At 65.3% G+C, this 14,266-nt stretch carries 9 protein-coding genes and 2 pseudogenes; 10 read left to right on the top strand and 1 reads right to left on the bottom strand.

The genetic code is table 11. The features are described from left to right. Window positions 1-37: 37 nt before the first annotated feature. Window positions 38-1,465, bottom strand: a pseudogene (locus tag QZ497_RS19100) (methylenetetrahydrofolate reductase C-terminal domain-containing protein); the annotation flags it as partial. A gap of 221 nt (window positions 1,466-1,686) precedes the next feature. Between QZ497_RS19100 and QZ497_RS19105 the strand changes: the two are divergent. The 10 genes and pseudogenes from QZ497_RS19105 to norR all read left to right on the top strand — a co-directional run. Beyond that, window positions 1,687-2,736: pseudogene (locus QZ497_RS19105) on the top strand (5-methyltetrahydropteroyltriglutamate--homocysteine S-methyltransferase); the annotation flags it as partial. 349 nt (window positions 2,737-3,085) lie between these two features. Continuing rightward, on the top strand, window positions 3,086-3,952 hold the full coding sequence (locus QZ497_RS19110) for a hypothetical protein (RefSeq protein ID WP_295478042.1): 867 nt from the start codon (window positions 3,086-3,088) through the stop codon (window positions 3,950-3,952). 194 nt (window positions 3,953-4,146) lie between these two features. Further along, window positions 4,147-4,671, top strand: a complete 525-nt coding sequence (locus QZ497_RS19115; protein ID WP_295478044.1) for a glyoxalase superfamily protein — start codon at window positions 4,147-4,149, stop codon at window positions 4,669-4,671. Window positions 4,672-4,815: 144 nt separating this feature from the next. Further along, a complete protein-coding gene (locus tag QZ497_RS19120; protein ID WP_295478047.1) occupies window positions 4,816-5,880 on the top strand; it encodes a nitronate monooxygenase in 1,065 nt (354 codons plus the stop codon). A gap of 91 nt (window positions 5,881-5,971) precedes the next feature. After that, window positions 5,972-6,574 (top strand): RNA 2',3'-cyclic phosphodiesterase, encoded by a 603-nt coding sequence (gene thpR, locus QZ497_RS19125; RefSeq protein WP_295478050.1) that lies wholly within the window; start codon window positions 5,972-5,974, stop codon window positions 6,572-6,574. Between the two features lie 345 nt (window positions 6,575-6,919). Then, window positions 6,920-9,307 (top strand): TonB-dependent receptor, encoded by a 2,388-nt coding sequence (locus tag QZ497_RS19130; RefSeq protein ID WP_295478053.1) that lies wholly within the window; start codon window positions 6,920-6,922, stop codon window positions 9,305-9,307. A gap of 141 nt (window positions 9,308-9,448) precedes the next feature. Next, window positions 9,449-10,357 (top strand): glutaminase B, encoded by a 909-nt coding sequence (glsB, locus tag QZ497_RS19135; protein ID WP_295478056.1) that lies wholly within the window; start codon window positions 9,449-9,451, stop codon window positions 10,355-10,357. A 38-nt stretch (window positions 10,358-10,395) separates the two neighbouring features. Beyond that, window positions 10,396-11,499, top strand: coding sequence for a DUF1615 domain-containing protein (locus tag QZ497_RS19140; RefSeq protein ID WP_295478059.1), 1,104 nt, complete (start codon window positions 10,396-10,398; stop codon window positions 11,497-11,499). Between the two features lie 31 nt (window positions 11,500-11,530). Next, window positions 11,531-12,568, top strand: a complete 1,038-nt coding sequence (locus QZ497_RS19145) for an NADP(H)-dependent aldo-keto reductase (RefSeq protein WP_295478062.1) — start codon at window positions 11,531-11,533, stop codon at window positions 12,566-12,568. Between the two features lie 72 nt (window positions 12,569-12,640). Further along, a complete protein-coding gene (gene norR / locus QZ497_RS19150; protein WP_295478065.1) occupies window positions 12,641-14,191 on the top strand; it encodes a nitric oxide reductase transcriptional regulator NorR in 1,551 nt (516 codons plus the stop codon). Window positions 14,192-14,266 lie beyond the last annotated feature (75 nt).

Below are 14,266 nucleotides of genomic sequence, written 5' to 3' on the forward strand. Positions count from 1 at the left end.
ACGCCGTTACTGGATCGGCGCCTGCCTGGGAAGGGGGCGCGAACCAGCCCGGCCAGGAGCTGCGATGGCGGCTGGGGGCCTCAACGCAGGGAATCAGCCGCTGGGTCAGTACGTCGGTCTGGCGCGCGGACACGGCGATGCGGTACTTGATGCTATGGATGCACTCGCGGTCACCGAACTCGCAGCGGTTCAACCGGGTGCCACCGCAAGGGCCGTTGGCCAGGCCTTTGGGGCAGCTTTCCGGGCAGACGTAGAGGGTGTCTTCCAGACGGCATCGGCCGCAGGTGTCGCAGCCCAGCAGCGGGCGCTTGAGGCTGCGTTCGAGCTTTTCCAGAGCCCTTGCGCCGCCTGGGGTCGCCCACATGGGGCGACGCACCGTCCAGCCGAAGGTACGACTGAGCAGGGTGGTACGGCTGAACAGTTGATGGTGCAGACCCCGCAGCAGGTGGTAGCGCAGCCGCTCCTTGAGGCTGGCCCTGGCCGGCGAAAGGTCGGTTTGCCCGGCAGGCTGTGCCGGTGCGAAGGTCACGGCGGGGTGGCCCGGCAGCTGCCAGCTGGCCTGCCAGGCGGGGAACCACTGATCCAGCGTGGCGATGCGCACCTGCCAGTGTTCGATGGCCTGCTCCAGCGCTTGCAGTTGTTCGGCGTCGTGAATGCCGGATAGCTCCACGCCGGCGTAGCCCATCAGCTTGAGGCCGACTATCTGCAGGCCCAGGCGCTCAAGGCTGCGTTGCTGGGCGAACGCCTTGGAAACCTCGGCCTCGGCGCTGACGGCAGCCAGCATCGACGGGTTGACCACGGTGCCGGCGACGTGTTCGAGCATCTTCGCCCGCCCGGCGGTGAGCGCCATGACACAGGCCAGCATCGGACGGGGCGAGGGCTGGCGGCGCATCCATTGCAGTGCCTGCACATGGCACTCGGGGTCGTAGCCCAGTTGCAGGCTGAGAAAGTCCGCACCGGCGGCCAGCTTTTTTTCGGCCTTGAAATACTGTGCGCCGCGTTCTTCTTCGCGGTACTTGAAGGGATTGAGCGCGGCGCCCAGCAGCCAGTTCGGGCGCGCCTGACGGGCGATCTGCAGGGCGGCGACCGACTCCAGGTAACGCACCGGTTGCTGGCCGGGTTCATGGCCGGGCAGGCGGTCGCCGGTGACGATGAACAACTGCTCAAGGCCCAGGCGTTGCATGCGTTCGAGCTGCGCGAGCAGGTCGCTGCGCTCGCGATCCTTGCCGGAAAAATGCACCAGTGCCGGCACCGGCTGTCGCAGTCGTTGGTAAGCATCCAGGGGCGTCAGGTCGAAGCGGCTGCCGACTCGGTCAGCGATGGTACCCAGCAGGGGCCAGCCACACACCTGGGTGCGCTGCATCTGCGTTTCGAACGTCGCGAAGCTCTTGTCCGTGGGCTTGGGCACGAACTCCACCAGACACACGAAAGGCGCGTTGTGCAGGGCTTGTCTGAGGGTGAGCATGGTGTCGCTGCCTGAGGCTGGGATAGCTGATTGTCCCGCAATGTCGGGCCAGCACCTTGTCCAGAAACGACGTTGCGGGACGAGGTTTGCCCGCCTGGAAGTTCACTCGGCGGCATTCAACATGAATAAAACTGAGGACCATCTTCAAATTTATGAGTTTGCCTCAGGGTTCGAGCCTGACCAGAATGCCGCCATCGAATCTTTGCAACGGAGCACACGACATGGCCTTGGCACATAATCTGGGATTTCCGTCCATCGGGCGTGATTCTGAACTGCACAAGGCCAAGACCGCGTTCCGCGCTGGTGAACTCGACGAAGCCGGTCTGCACGCGGTGGGCCGCAACCTGCGTGCCGCGCATTGGCAACTGCAGAAGGATGCTGGCATCGAGCTGCTGCCGGTGGGTGACTTCGCCTGGGGCGACACGGTGCTGAACCACTCGCAGGCCTTCGGCGTGATTCCTCCCGGGCGGCACACCTTGTCAGGCCTGGCTGACGGCGCTGCGGCTCATCCGCAGGCGCAGTGGTTCGACGGCCCTGCGCGTTACACGGTCCCCGAATTGACTGCTGGGCAGGTTTTCACCCTGCACTGGGAGTCGTTGTTCGAGGAGGTCGACGAGGCTCATGCCCTGGGCCATGCGGTCAAGCCGGTGGTGATCGGCCCCTTGACCTATCTGTGGCTGGGCAAGGGCCAAGGTGCCGAGTTCGACAAGCTGGAACTGGTCGACCGGCTGCTGCCGCTATACGGGCAGATCTTCCAGCGCCTGGCAGCCCAAGGGGTGGAGTGGGTGCAGATCGACGAACCGATCCTTGGCCTGGAGCTGCCGCAGGACTGGAAGAATGCCTACGAACGGGTCTACAACCTGCTACAACGCGAGCCACTGAAGAAGCTGGTGGCCACTTGTTTCGGCGCCCTGGCGAGCAACCTGGGCCTGGCCGCCGGGTTACCGGTGGACGGCCTGCATGTTGACCTGGTGTGCGCTCCGGAACAGCTCCCTATCGTGGTTGACCGTCTGCCGGCCTACAAGATTCTGTCCCTTGGCGTGGTCGATGGTCGCAACGCCGGCCACGACGACCTGGGCAAGGCCCACGCGTTGCTGCGTCAGGCCCAGGAACGCCTGGGCGAACGGCTCTGGGTGGCGCCATCCTGTGCACTGCAGCCCGAGCAGAAGCACGCTGACCAGCAGGACGCCGTGCCCGATGGCGTGCATGTCGTTGCGCTGCGTAAGTGCCAAGAGGTGGCGTTGCTGGCTTCGGCCCTGCGGCAGCCAGAGCCACACGGCACCCTGCGTGCCGCATAAGCCACGCCCTGCCGTGCGATTGGCCCGTTGATGCTTTTTTCACATGGGCGTGACTAGACTGGCGCCACTTGTTGGGGAGTAGCCTGCTCCGGTGCCAATGCCGGAGCGTTCGCGTCAACATGCCTGGCCAGTCGGCCGTGGCGCGGACACCTTCGGGTTGGCGAGACCGATGATGGAGTCGCATTCTGGGCCGGGCGTGTGACTGCGTCGTTGTGTCAGCGCCTGGTCAGGCATGCATCGTGAACTTAATCCTTTCAGCTCTTTCCTTTCAGACACGTCTCATCACCGTCGTCAGCGCCCGCTTGCGGCAGGAGGGTCAGCCATGAGCCGAACCTGGCTGCCGACCCCCGGCTTGCGCATTGCCTGCGGCCTCGTAGTCCTTCTGTTGCTGATGGTGCTGGGGTTCTTCACCTGGCAAGCCTACTACCCGGTCCAGGCGGCAAGCGGCTGGCATTACCGGGTGGTGCATGACGACGTGGCCAAGGCGGCGTCCATGGCGCCTGCCGAGAACGGCGCCTTGCTGGTCAGCCGGGAACTGCGTGACGGGCAGGGCAGCATTCTGCGCATCCAGGCCGATGGCACTCGCACCTCCGTGGTCGAAGGCCTGTCCAAGCCCGACGGTATCGTCGCTACCCGTGGCGGCTGGGTGTTCAGCCAGGAAGTGGCGGGTGCGAAGGTCGGCTTTCTCAAGGATGGCCAGGTCAGCACGCTGTTCCAGGGCGCGAATGTTCAGGGCCTGTGGGATGACGGCGACGAGCTGTATGCCGTCGAGGACCACAAGGCGCAGGGGCGCATCCTGCGCTATCGCTGGCGCGACGGCGCTCTGGACGTGGTGCGCACCGGCTTGCACGAGCCCGAGTCGATCACCCGCTGCACAGACGGGCGTTTGCTCTACACCGAAAAGGGCATGGGGGTGGTCCGCGAACTGACCGCCGACGGCAGCGACCCGGCGGTGCTGGTCGGCCTCAACCAGCCGACCTTCGTGATGTGCGACGGGCGCGGCCTTTGGGTGGCGGAGGACTCCACGCACCGCGCCCGGCTGCTGCTGATCGATACCCAAGGCCGGCAGCGTACCGTGTTGTCGATGCTCAAGGCACCGCAGGCGATCATCGCTCAAGAGGACGGTACCTACCTGGTGGCGGAAGGCGGTCGCGACCGGGTGCTGGAGCTGAAACCGCAAGAGCGCTGACAGAGCGGCAACTCGCGAAGGCTTTCAGCGCTGCTCGTGGGGGTGTAGGATCGGCGGCAGGCCGGATGCTGCCTGCCGCTCGCCCCGGGTTCCGGGACGGTGAAAGCATCGGTTTCGCCCCTTCTTCATTCATGGCTTTCTAATGTTGGGGTCTGGTAACGCGAGCACCGTATCGCCTCGACCGGAGAGCTTTGATGATCACCCTCGAACAGGCCAAGCACATGGCCAAGGCCCTGCGCACGCACCTGCCAGGTGCCGAACTGTCTCACTCTGCCGCGCTGGAACTGGTGGCCCGACAACTGGGCTACAAGGACTGGAATGTCGCCGCCGCCCGTTTGCCGAGCGAGCGGCCACGGCCCGCGGTGAGTTTCCAGCGCTGCATTCCGATCCTGCGCAGTTTCGATGAGGCCAAGGCCAGGGAGTTCTATCTCGACTTCCTGGGTTTCGGCATCGAATTCGAGCACCGCTTCGAGCCCGGTCTGCCACTGTACCTGGGCATCGTTCGCGATGGCCTGCAACTGCATTTGTCGGAACACCACGGCGATGCCAGCCCCGGTGCGACCTTATTCATTCCTTTGCAAGGCGTCGAGGCACTGCGTGATGAACTGCACGGTAAACAGTATGGCTACGGGCGCCCGCAGATCGTCGAACAGCCCTGGGGTCGGCTCCTGGAAGTCCACGATCCGTTCGGCAACCGCCTGAGGTTCTGCGAGGACTGAGCGATGTGCCGTTCGTGGCTGAAGCGGCTTCCGTTGGGCGCGGCTTCAGCCATGCAGAGGCTGGCAAGGGCTACGCTGATTCGCCATTCAAGAACGATGCGTTTACATTTTCCGTCGGAAGATAAACCCGCAATGGAGTCGTACATGAGCTCATCCAACGCCTTCCTGGCCCGCCTGGGCATCAACCCGATCATCCAGGCGCCCATGGCCGGGGTCGCCACCCCGGAACTGGCGGCGGCGGTGTGCAACGCTGGCGGCCTGGGTTCGCTGGGTATCGGCGCCAGCAGCGTGGCGCAGGCCCGGCAGATGATCGAACAGACCCGCGCGCTTACCGATCGGCCCTTCAACGTCAATGTCTTCTGCCATGCCCCAGCGCAGCGCGATGCCCAACGTGAACAGACCTGGCTGGAGCATCTGCGTCCGCTGTTCGCCGCGTTCGGTGCCGAGCCTCCAGCGACCCTGGCGCCGATCTACCACAGCTTCGCCGAGGACGAAGAGCAGTTCGCCCTGCTGCTCGACACACGCCCGGCAGTGGCCAGCTTCCACTTCGGCCTGCCCAGCGCCAGCCAATTGCAGGCCCTGCGCCAGGCCGGTATCTATACCCTGGCCAGCGCCACCAACCTGCACGAGGCGCAGCAGATCCAGCAGCTGGGCTTCGATGCCGTTGTCGCCCAAGGCATCGAGGCCGGTGGTCATCGTGGACTGTTCGACCCCGCTGCCACCGATGAACGCCTGAGCACCTCGGTGCTGGTGCGCCTGCTGGTCGAACGCCTCGACCTGCCGGTGATCGCCGCCGGCGGCATCATGGACGGCCAGGGCATCCGTGCCGCCCTGGCCTTGGGCGCGAGCGCCGCGCAACTGGGTACGGCCTTCATCCTCTGTCCGGAGTCGGCGGCCAATGCCGGCTACCGGGCTGCGCTGCAGAGCCCCGATGCTCAGGCCACGCGGTTGACCGCCAGCCTTTCCGGGCGTCCGGCGCGGGGCATCGTCAACGCGTTCATCGAGCACGCCGAGCAGGCGGGTGCACCTCAGCCGGCGGCCTATCCATTGGCCTACGATGCCGCCAAGCAGCTCAATGCGCTGGCAGCCAAGGCCGGTAATCACCAGTTCGCTGCACACTGGGCCGGGCAGGGCGCGGCGCTGGCCCGGGCGTTGCCGGCTGAGCGATTGGTGGCCGAGCTGCTGCGTGAGCTGGCGGCGGATACCTGACGCTGCACGGCGCCGGTGAACTTCGATGGCCTGGAAGCCCTCCATTTGATTGGTGGTAAGGTGACTGCCGTAGCCGATGGAGTGATGCCGAATGAACAGCCATGATCTTTTGCCACACGAGCCTTTCAAGCGCCTGTTCTTCGCGCTGCCTTGCAGCGCTGTACAGGGCAAGGCGATTTCCCGCTGGCGCTCGGCACTCAAACTGCGCAATGGGCGGCCGGTGCCGACTGCCAACTTCCACCTGACCCTGATGTTTCTCGGTGACGTGGGGGTCAGCCAGTTGCCCGCCATTCTCGATGCCGCTGCGCGACTGCGGCCGATGCCGGCGCCGTCGGCGATCATTCTCGACCAGCTTGAGGTATGGCGACGTAGCCAGGCCCTGGTCCTGGTCCCCGAGCAGCCGCAAGCGGCCTTGCTGCGCTGGGTCTATGAGTTGCAGCAGGCCATGCTGCCGCTGGGTTTCGCCGTCGACCCGCGCGAGTTTCAGCCGCACCTGACACTGATGCGCGACTACCGCGGCCCGGTGCCGGAAGCGCCCTTGGATACCGAGTTTCGCATCGCCGCCCGGGAGTTCGTGCTTTACGAGTCATACAAAGGCAAGTACGAACCCCTCGCGCAGTGGCCGCTGGTCGAGTCCGCGCCGATGGCACCGGAGCGCCCGCGGCCGATGTCGCACCCGTTTCAGATGCCTTGAAGGTCGCAGCGGGTGGCGGTTCAGCGAGCGTCACCCGTCAGCGCCACGTCTGGCTTCTGCGATTGAAACGCTGAATGACTGAGTCCCCGGCAGGGAATACCGGCGTCTGCACCAACACGATTCGGCGACTGCGCGGATAGAGCCATCCGCCCACACCCGCAACAGCCAGCTATTTGGATATTCAATATCGGAATTTAGAAAGGGGATATTAATCGCGTTAGGATATATGCCATCGGGCCACCGGCTACACACCATAACCAGAAGATGACCGCCACCGTCCGCCGCACGGATCGCTCGTCACGGTCGGGCGGAACGCTCCGACCGAAGGGATTCAGAGGGAGCGGTATGAGGAGTTTCAGAGGTCAATGGCTGGCCACGGCCGTGGTATCGGCCAATCTGTTAAGTGCTGGCCAAGCCAGCGCGGCGTTCGAGGACGGCGACAAGGCGTCGTCGGCTTCGAGCCTCGACACGGTGATCGTCACCGGCACGCGCACCCAGGAACGCACCGCCAGCACCTCGCTGGCCCCCATCGACGTCATCAGTGGCGACGCCTTGCGCAGCAGCGGCTCGGCAGAGCTGGGCACGGTACTGGCCAAGCTGATCCCGTCGATCAACTTTCCCCGTCCCAGCCTGGTGGATGGTGCCGAGCTGACTCGCCCGGCGCAGCTGCGCGGTCTTTCGCCGGACCAAGTGCTGGTGCTGGTCAACGGTAAACGTCGCCACACTTCCGCCTTCGTCAACCTCGGCGGTGCGGTGGGGCGTGGCTCGGCGCCGGCCGATCTGAACGCGATTCCGCTGTCGGCCATCGACCATATCGAGGTCCTGCGCGATGGCGCTTCGGCGCGCTACGGCTCGGACGCCATCGCCGGGGTAATCAACGTCATCCTCAAGCAAGACGACCATGGCGGCTCGGTGTCGACCCGCTACGGCCAGTACAGGAAAGGTGATGGCATTCAGCGCCAGGTGACCGGCAACAGTGGTTTCGCGCTGGGCGAAAACGGCTTCATCAACCTTACGGGGGAAGGGGCCAACAACGACTACACCGACCGCGCCGGCGATGATTTTCGCGCCGCGAGCATCGGCTCCGCCACCTATGGTCAGCATGTGTTCCGCCAAGGCGAGCCGGCCAGCGAAGAGGGTAAGCTGCAGTTCAACAGCGAATATTCGTTCAACGATGCCGCTCAGTTCTACAGCTTCGGTGGCTACAGCAAGCGCCGGGGCGAGACAGCGGCTTTCTATCGTGCCAGCAATGCCTCGAACAACAACCCGGCAATCTTCCCCAACGGCTACCTGCCGCTGATCCGCGGCAGCCTGGAAGACACCAGCCTGGTTGCCGGCCTGCGTGGCGAACTGGCCTACGACTGGCATTACGATCTGTCCGCCAACTACGGCAGGAATCGCTACGAGATCCATACGCGCACCATCAATACGGCGCTGGGCCTGGCCACGCCACGGTCGTTCGATAACGGCACTCTGACCAACGACCAGAAGCAGCTGAGCCTGGATCTGTCGCGGGAATTCACGCTGAGCTGGCTGCCCAACCCGGTGTCGTTGGCCGTCGGCACCGAGTACCTGCGCCAGGGCTATCAGATCGAAGCGGGGCAGCCCGAGTCGTACTTCCAGAGTGGCAGCTCGGGCCTGGCGGGCTTTCGGGATTCGGATGCCGGCAGCCACTCGCGCCACAACCTGGCCCAGTACCTGGATCTGGAAACCGACTTCACCGACCGGCTCAGCGCTTCGGCGGCGCTGCGTCACGAGGACTACAGCGATTTCGGTTCCAACCTCAGTGGTTCGTTGTCGGCGCGCTATGCCTTCACCGAGCGCGTTGCGCTACGTGGCAGTGTGTCCACCGGCTTCAGGGCACCGTCGCTGGCCCAGCAGAACTTTGCCTTCACCTCGTCGCAGCTGATCGGCAACAGCATCCAGGAGGCCGGCACCTTTCCGGCCAGCAGCCGGGTGGCACAACTGCTCGGCGCCGAGGACCTGCAGGCCGAGAAGTCACGCAACTACAGCCTGGGCCTGGTGCTGGAACCACTGGACAACCTGACCGTAACCGCCGACGTCTACCGCATCGACATCCGTGACCGTATCTCGCTGTCGTCCAACCTGGTGCTCAACAATGCCGCCGCCAACTACCTGCGGGCCAACGGGGTGGGGGACATCAACTACACCTCGGTGCGCTACTTCACCAACGCCACCGACACCCGCACCGACGGCGTCGACCTGGTGGCCAACTATCGCTACCGCTTTGACAACGGGCTCGGTTGGAACAGTACCCTGGGCTACAACTACAACCACACCCGAGTGACCGATGTGAAGGCCAACCCCAGCGTGCTCGATCAGTTGGGGGTCAACCTGGTACGCGTCGACCGTCGTGAGCGTGTCGGTCTACTGGGCGATACCACGCCCCGGCACAAGCTGAGTCTTGGCAACGACTTCGCCTACGGCAGCTGGGTGCTGCACTCGAACCTGGTGCGTTACGGCGAGTTCACCAGCTACCAGGCCGACCCGGTCAACGACCAGACGTTCAGTGCGGCCTGGCTGCTGGACCTGGCGCTGGACTACCGGTGGCGCAACTGGACCTTCACCGTCGGCGGCGACAACGTCACCGACCAATACCCCGAGAAGCTCAATGACTTCGCCAGCAGTGGCGGAAACCTGGCTTACAGCACCTACTCGCCCTACGGTTACAGCGGCGCCTTCTACTACGCCCAGGTGGCTTACAGCTGGTAGGGCGGCATGAGCGCTGGGGCCGGGTCTGAGCGCCGGATGGCGCCCGACCTGGCCGCCGAGCGGGGGACAAAACGGGTGGACCGGGCGCAATTTTTCCGCGCTTGGTGTAGTGTGCGCACCCAAAAACACGGGGCGCGTTGCATGCAAGAGCTGTTGAACGAAATCCTGGATGAGGTGCGGCCGCTGATCGGCCAGGGCAAGGTCGCCAATTACATTCCGGCGTTGGAGCTGGTGCGCCCGGATCAACTGGGTATTGCCGTGTACAGCAACAGTGGCGAGGTGCATCAGGCGGGCGACGCGCTGACGCCGTTCTCGATCCAGAGCATTTCCAAAGTGTTCAGCCTGGTGCAGGCCATCGGGCATTCCGGCGAGTCGATCTGGGAGCGCGTCGGCTACGAGCCGTCCGGGCAGCCGTTCAACTCGCTGGTGCAGCTGGAGTTCGAGCGCGGCAAGCCGCGCAACCCCTTCATCAATGCCGGGGCGCTGGTGATCTGCGACATCAACCAGGGGCGCTTCGCCGCGCCGGCGCTGTCGATGCGCGACTTCGTGCGGCGCCTGTGCGGCAATCGCACCATCATTTCCGATGCCAAGGTCGCCGAGTCCGAATACCAGCATCGCTCACGCAATGCCGCGGCGGCTTGGCTGATGAAGTCCTTCGGCAATTTCCATAACGATGTGGACGACGTACTGCGCAGCTACTTTCATCACTGTGCACTGAGCATGACCTGCGTCGACCTGGCCAAGGCCTTCGGCTTCCTGGCCAACGAAGGCTTCTGCGCCCACAGCGGCGAGCAGGTCCTCAGCCCGCGGCAGACCACCCAGCTCAACTCGATCATGGCCACCAGCGGGCTGTACGACGAAGCTGGCAACTTCGCCTATCGCGTTGGCCTGCCGGGCAAGAGCGGCGTCGGCGGCGGTATCATCGCCGTGGTGCCGGGGCGCTTCTCGGTGTGTGTGTGGTCTCCGGAATTGAACGCTGCCGGCAATTCGCTGGTCGGTATGGCGGCGCTGGAACGGTTGAGCGCGCGTATCGACTGGTCGGTGTTCTGACGGCCAGTCGATCCGCTTCACCAGCCAAGGAGCCTGAAGTGAGTCCGAGCCTGTTACCCAGTCTGCTGGCCGTCGCGGCCTTGTTGCTGGGCGGTTGCGCCAGCCGCCCTGGCGGGCCACCGCCTCTGAGTGCCGAGCAGGCCCGCGAGCGTATCGCGGCGCTGTTGCCGGCCAACGTCAAAGACCGTCAGGGCTGGGCGACGGATATTCAGGTGGCGTTGAGCGCCCAGGACATCGAGCCCAGCCCGCAGAACATCTGCTCCGTGCTGGCGGTCACCGAGCAGGAGTCGACTTTCCAGGCCGATCCGTCGGTGCCGGGTCTGGCACGCATCGCGCGCCAGGAAATCGACCGCCGTGCCGCACGCCTGCACCTGCCCAGCGCCCTGGTTGACGCGGCGCTGGGCCTGCGCTCGCCAGACGGCAAGACCTACGCGGCGCGCCTGGCCGCGGCGCGCACCGAAGGCCAGCTGAGCGCGATCTTCGATGACTTCATCGGCATGGTGCCGCTGGGCCAGACCCTGTTCGGACGCTTCAATCCGGTACACACCGGCGGTCCCATGCAGGTCAGCATCGCCTTCGCCGAGCAGCACGCCGATGGCTATCCCTACGCGGTAGACGGCACTGTGCGCCGCGAAGTGTTCAGCCGCCGTGGTGGGGTGTATTTCGGCACCTTGCACCTGCTGGGTTACCCGGCCGATTATCCCGAGCCGCTGTACCGCTTCGCCGACTTCAACGCCGGCTGGTACGCCAGCCGCAACGCGGCGTTCCAGAGCGTGCTCAGCCGCCTCACCGGTATCGACCTGGCGCTGGACGGTGACCTGATCCTCCACGATTCGCTGGACCCCAGCGCCACCGAGCGCGCGGTACGCAGCCTCGGCCCGCGCCTGGGGCTGGGCAATCCGGCGATCTACAAGCAGCTGAAGAGCAGCGTGGGGCCAGACTTCGAGGACACCCAGGTGTACCGGCGCGTGTTCGAAATGGCCGAGCAGACAGCCGGTAAACAGCTGCCGCGTGCCATACTGCCCGGCATCACGCTGCAAAGCCCGAAAATCACCCGTAACCTGACCACCGCCTGGTTCGCCCAGCGGGTCAACGAACGCTATCAGCGCTGCCTGCGGCGTAATCCGCAGGCGGCGCCATGAGCCGTCATCATTCGAGAAAAGGGAGCCACCGATGCAATATCGTCCACTCGGCAAGACCGATCTCTCCGTCAGCGCCATCTGCCTGGGCACCATGACCTGGGGCGAGCAGAACACCCAGGAGCAGGCTTTCGAGCAGATCCGCCTGGCCAAGGATGCCTCGGTCAATTTCATCGACACCGCCGAGATGTACCCCGTGCCGCCGCGCGGCGAAACCTACACCCGCACCGAGAGCATCATTGGCGAGTACTTCAAGAAGTACGGTGACCGCCAGGATTGGGTGCTGGCCAGCAAGGTGGCCGGGCCGGGACGTATGGAGCACATTCGTGACGGTAATCCGCGCCTGGACCGGCGCAACATCACCGCGGCGCTGGAAGGCAGCCTCAAGCGCCTGAACACCGATTACCTGGACCTGTACCAACTGCACTGGCCAGACCGCAAGACCAACTTCTTCGGCGTGCTCGGCTACCAGCATGACGCCAGCGACGAGTTCGTCGCCATCGAGGAAACCCTGGCCGTGCTCGACGACCTGGTGAAGGAGGGCAAGATCCGCCATGTCGGCCTGTCCAACGAAACCCCGTGGGGCACCCAGCGCTTCCTGCACTTGGCCGAAACCCATGGCTGGCCGCGTGCGGTGTCGATCCAGAACCCCTACAACCTGCTCAACCGCAGCTTCGAGGTGGGCCTGGCGGAAATCGCCATCCGTGAACAGATCGGCCTGCTGGCCTATTCGCCCTTGGCGTTCGGCGTGCTGGCCGGCAAGTACCTCGACGGTGCCCGCCCGGCCGAGGCGCGCCTGACCCTGTTCGAGCGTTTCCAGCGCTACAACAACCCGCAGGCCGTACAGGCCACCGACGAGTACGTGAAGCTGGCTCGCGAGCATGGCCTGGACCCGGCGCAGATGGCCCTGGCCTATGTCACCAGCCGGCCGTTCGTGACCAGCAACATCATCGGCGCGACCAACCTGCAGCAGCTGGGCAGCAACCTGGCGAGCATCGACCTGCAATTGTCCGATGAGGTGATTGCTGGCATCGAAGCCATCCACACCCGCCAGCCCAACCCGGCACCCTGATCGGCAGCGGGTGTGCAGCGCGCAGGCTGCGGTCATAATGACCGCAACCTGCCCCCGCTGACCGGAGCCCCGATGCCTCATCCGCTACTGCGTTCGCTGCTGCCCCTGGTAGCCGACCTTTCCCGTGAACTGCCAGACCACGAGCGCTACCGCCGCCTGTTGCATTCCCTGCGCCAGTTGCTGCCCTGCGATGCGGTGGCCTTGCTCAAGCTCGAAGACGACGTGCTGGTGCCGCTGGCGGTGGAGGGGCTGAGTCCTGACACCCTAGGCCGGCGCTTTCGCGTGGTCGAGCACCCGCGCCTGGAAGCGCTGCTGGCCAGCGAGCAGCCGGTGCGCTTCGCTGCCGACTGCGAACTGCCGGACCCTTACGACGGTCTGCTCGACGGCCATGGCCAGCTCGAAGTACACGACTGCCTGGGTTGCCGACTGAGCATCCAGGGCACGCCGTGGGGGCTGCTGACCCTGGACGCGCTGGACCCTGCCACGTTCGGCAGTGTCGACCTGGAAACCTTGCAGGCCTTCGCCAGCCTGGCGGCGGCCACGGTGATGGCCAGCGAGCGCATCACCCAGCTGGTGCGCGGCGTCGAAGAGCAGCGCCAACTGGTGGAGGTGTACAAGCGTGTGGCGGGTGGCCAGGTGCCCCGTGAGCTGATCGGTCAGAGCCCGGCGCACAAGCGCCTGGAGCAGGAGATCCAGCTGGTGGCCAGGAGCCCGTTGACGGTGCTGGTGACCGGCGAGACCGGGGTCGGCAAGGAGCTGGTCGCCGAGGCTATTCATCTGCATTCGGTGCGCGCGCACAAGCCGCTGATCAGCCTCAACTGTGCGGCGTTGCCGGAAACCCTGGTGGAAAGCGAGCTGTTCGGGCATGTGAAGGGCGCCTTCTCGGGCGCGCTGAACGGTCGCAGTGGCAAGTTCGAGCTGGCCGACGGCGGCACCTTGTTTCTCGATGAAGTGGGCGAGCTGCCCCTGCCGGTGCAGTCCAAGCTCTTGCGCGTGCTGCAGAGCGGCCAGTTGCAGCGCCTCGGCTCGGACCAGGAGCACCACGTCGATGTGCGGATCATCGCCGCCACCAATCGCGACCTGGCCGAGGAGGTGCGCCAGGGGCGTTTCCGCGCCGACCTCTACCATCGCCTGAGTGTCTACCCGTTGCGGGTGCCGCCGCTGCGCGAGCGCGGTCGCGACGTGCTGCTGCTGGCGGGCTATTTCCTCGAAGAGAATCGCGTGCGCATGGGGTTGCGCAGTTTGCGTTTGCACAAGGACGCGCAGAACCGCCTGCTGGCCTGGCGCTGGCCGGGCAATGTGCGCGAGCTGGAGCACCTGATCAGCCGCGCGGTGCTCAAGGCGCTCTCGGCACATGCCGAGCGCCCCAGGGTATTGACCATCGAAGCCGCCATGCTCGGCCTGGAAGGCGATGAACAGGCTGTCGACCTGGTGCAAGGGCAGGACGAGGTAGCGCTGCCAGAGCCGGGCGCAGGGCTGAAGGCTTCGCTGGACGCCTTCCAGCGACGCCTCATCGAGCAGGCGCTGCAACGCCACCACGGCAAGTGGGCCGAGGTGGCCCGCGAGCTGAGCGTGGATCGCGCCAACCTGAGCCGGCTGGCTCGGCGTCTGGGCATTCGCTAGGCGAAACGTGCCTTCGGACGCCGACTGCTCTTGCGAAACCTGAGCCCCGACCGGGCTGCAAGCGGCCATGCAGAC

Source organism: uncultured Pseudomonas sp., assembly GCF_913777995.1.
In the GTDB taxonomy this organism is placed as follows: Bacteria; Pseudomonadota; Gammaproteobacteria; order Pseudomonadales; family Pseudomonadaceae; genus Aquipseudomonas.

Coding starts and splice junctions, on each gene's coding strand:
- QZ497_RS19110 (WP_295478042.1), top strand. CDS start 3,086: ATGAGCCGAACCTGGCTGCCGACCCCCGGCTTGCGCATTGCCTGCGGC.
- QZ497_RS19115 (WP_295478044.1), top strand. CDS start 4,147: ATGATCACCCTCGAACAGGCCAAGCACATGGCCAAGGCCCTGCGCACG.
- QZ497_RS19120 (WP_295478047.1), top strand. CDS start 4,816: ATGAGCTCATCCAACGCCTTCCTGGCCCGCCTGGGCATCAACCCGATC.
- thpR (WP_295478050.1), top strand. CDS start 5,972: ATGAACAGCCATGATCTTTTGCCACACGAGCCTTTCAAGCGCCTGTTC.
- QZ497_RS19130 (WP_295478053.1), top strand. CDS start 6,920: ATGAGGAGTTTCAGAGGTCAATGGCTGGCCACGGCCGTGGTATCGGCC.
- glsB (WP_295478056.1), top strand. CDS start 9,449: ATGCAAGAGCTGTTGAACGAAATCCTGGATGAGGTGCGGCCGCTGATC.
- QZ497_RS19145 (WP_295478062.1), top strand. CDS start 11,531: ATGCAATATCGTCCACTCGGCAAGACCGATCTCTCCGTCAGCGCCATC.
- norR (WP_295478065.1), top strand. CDS start 12,641: ATGCCTCATCCGCTACTGCGTTCGCTGCTGCCCCTGGTAGCCGACCTT.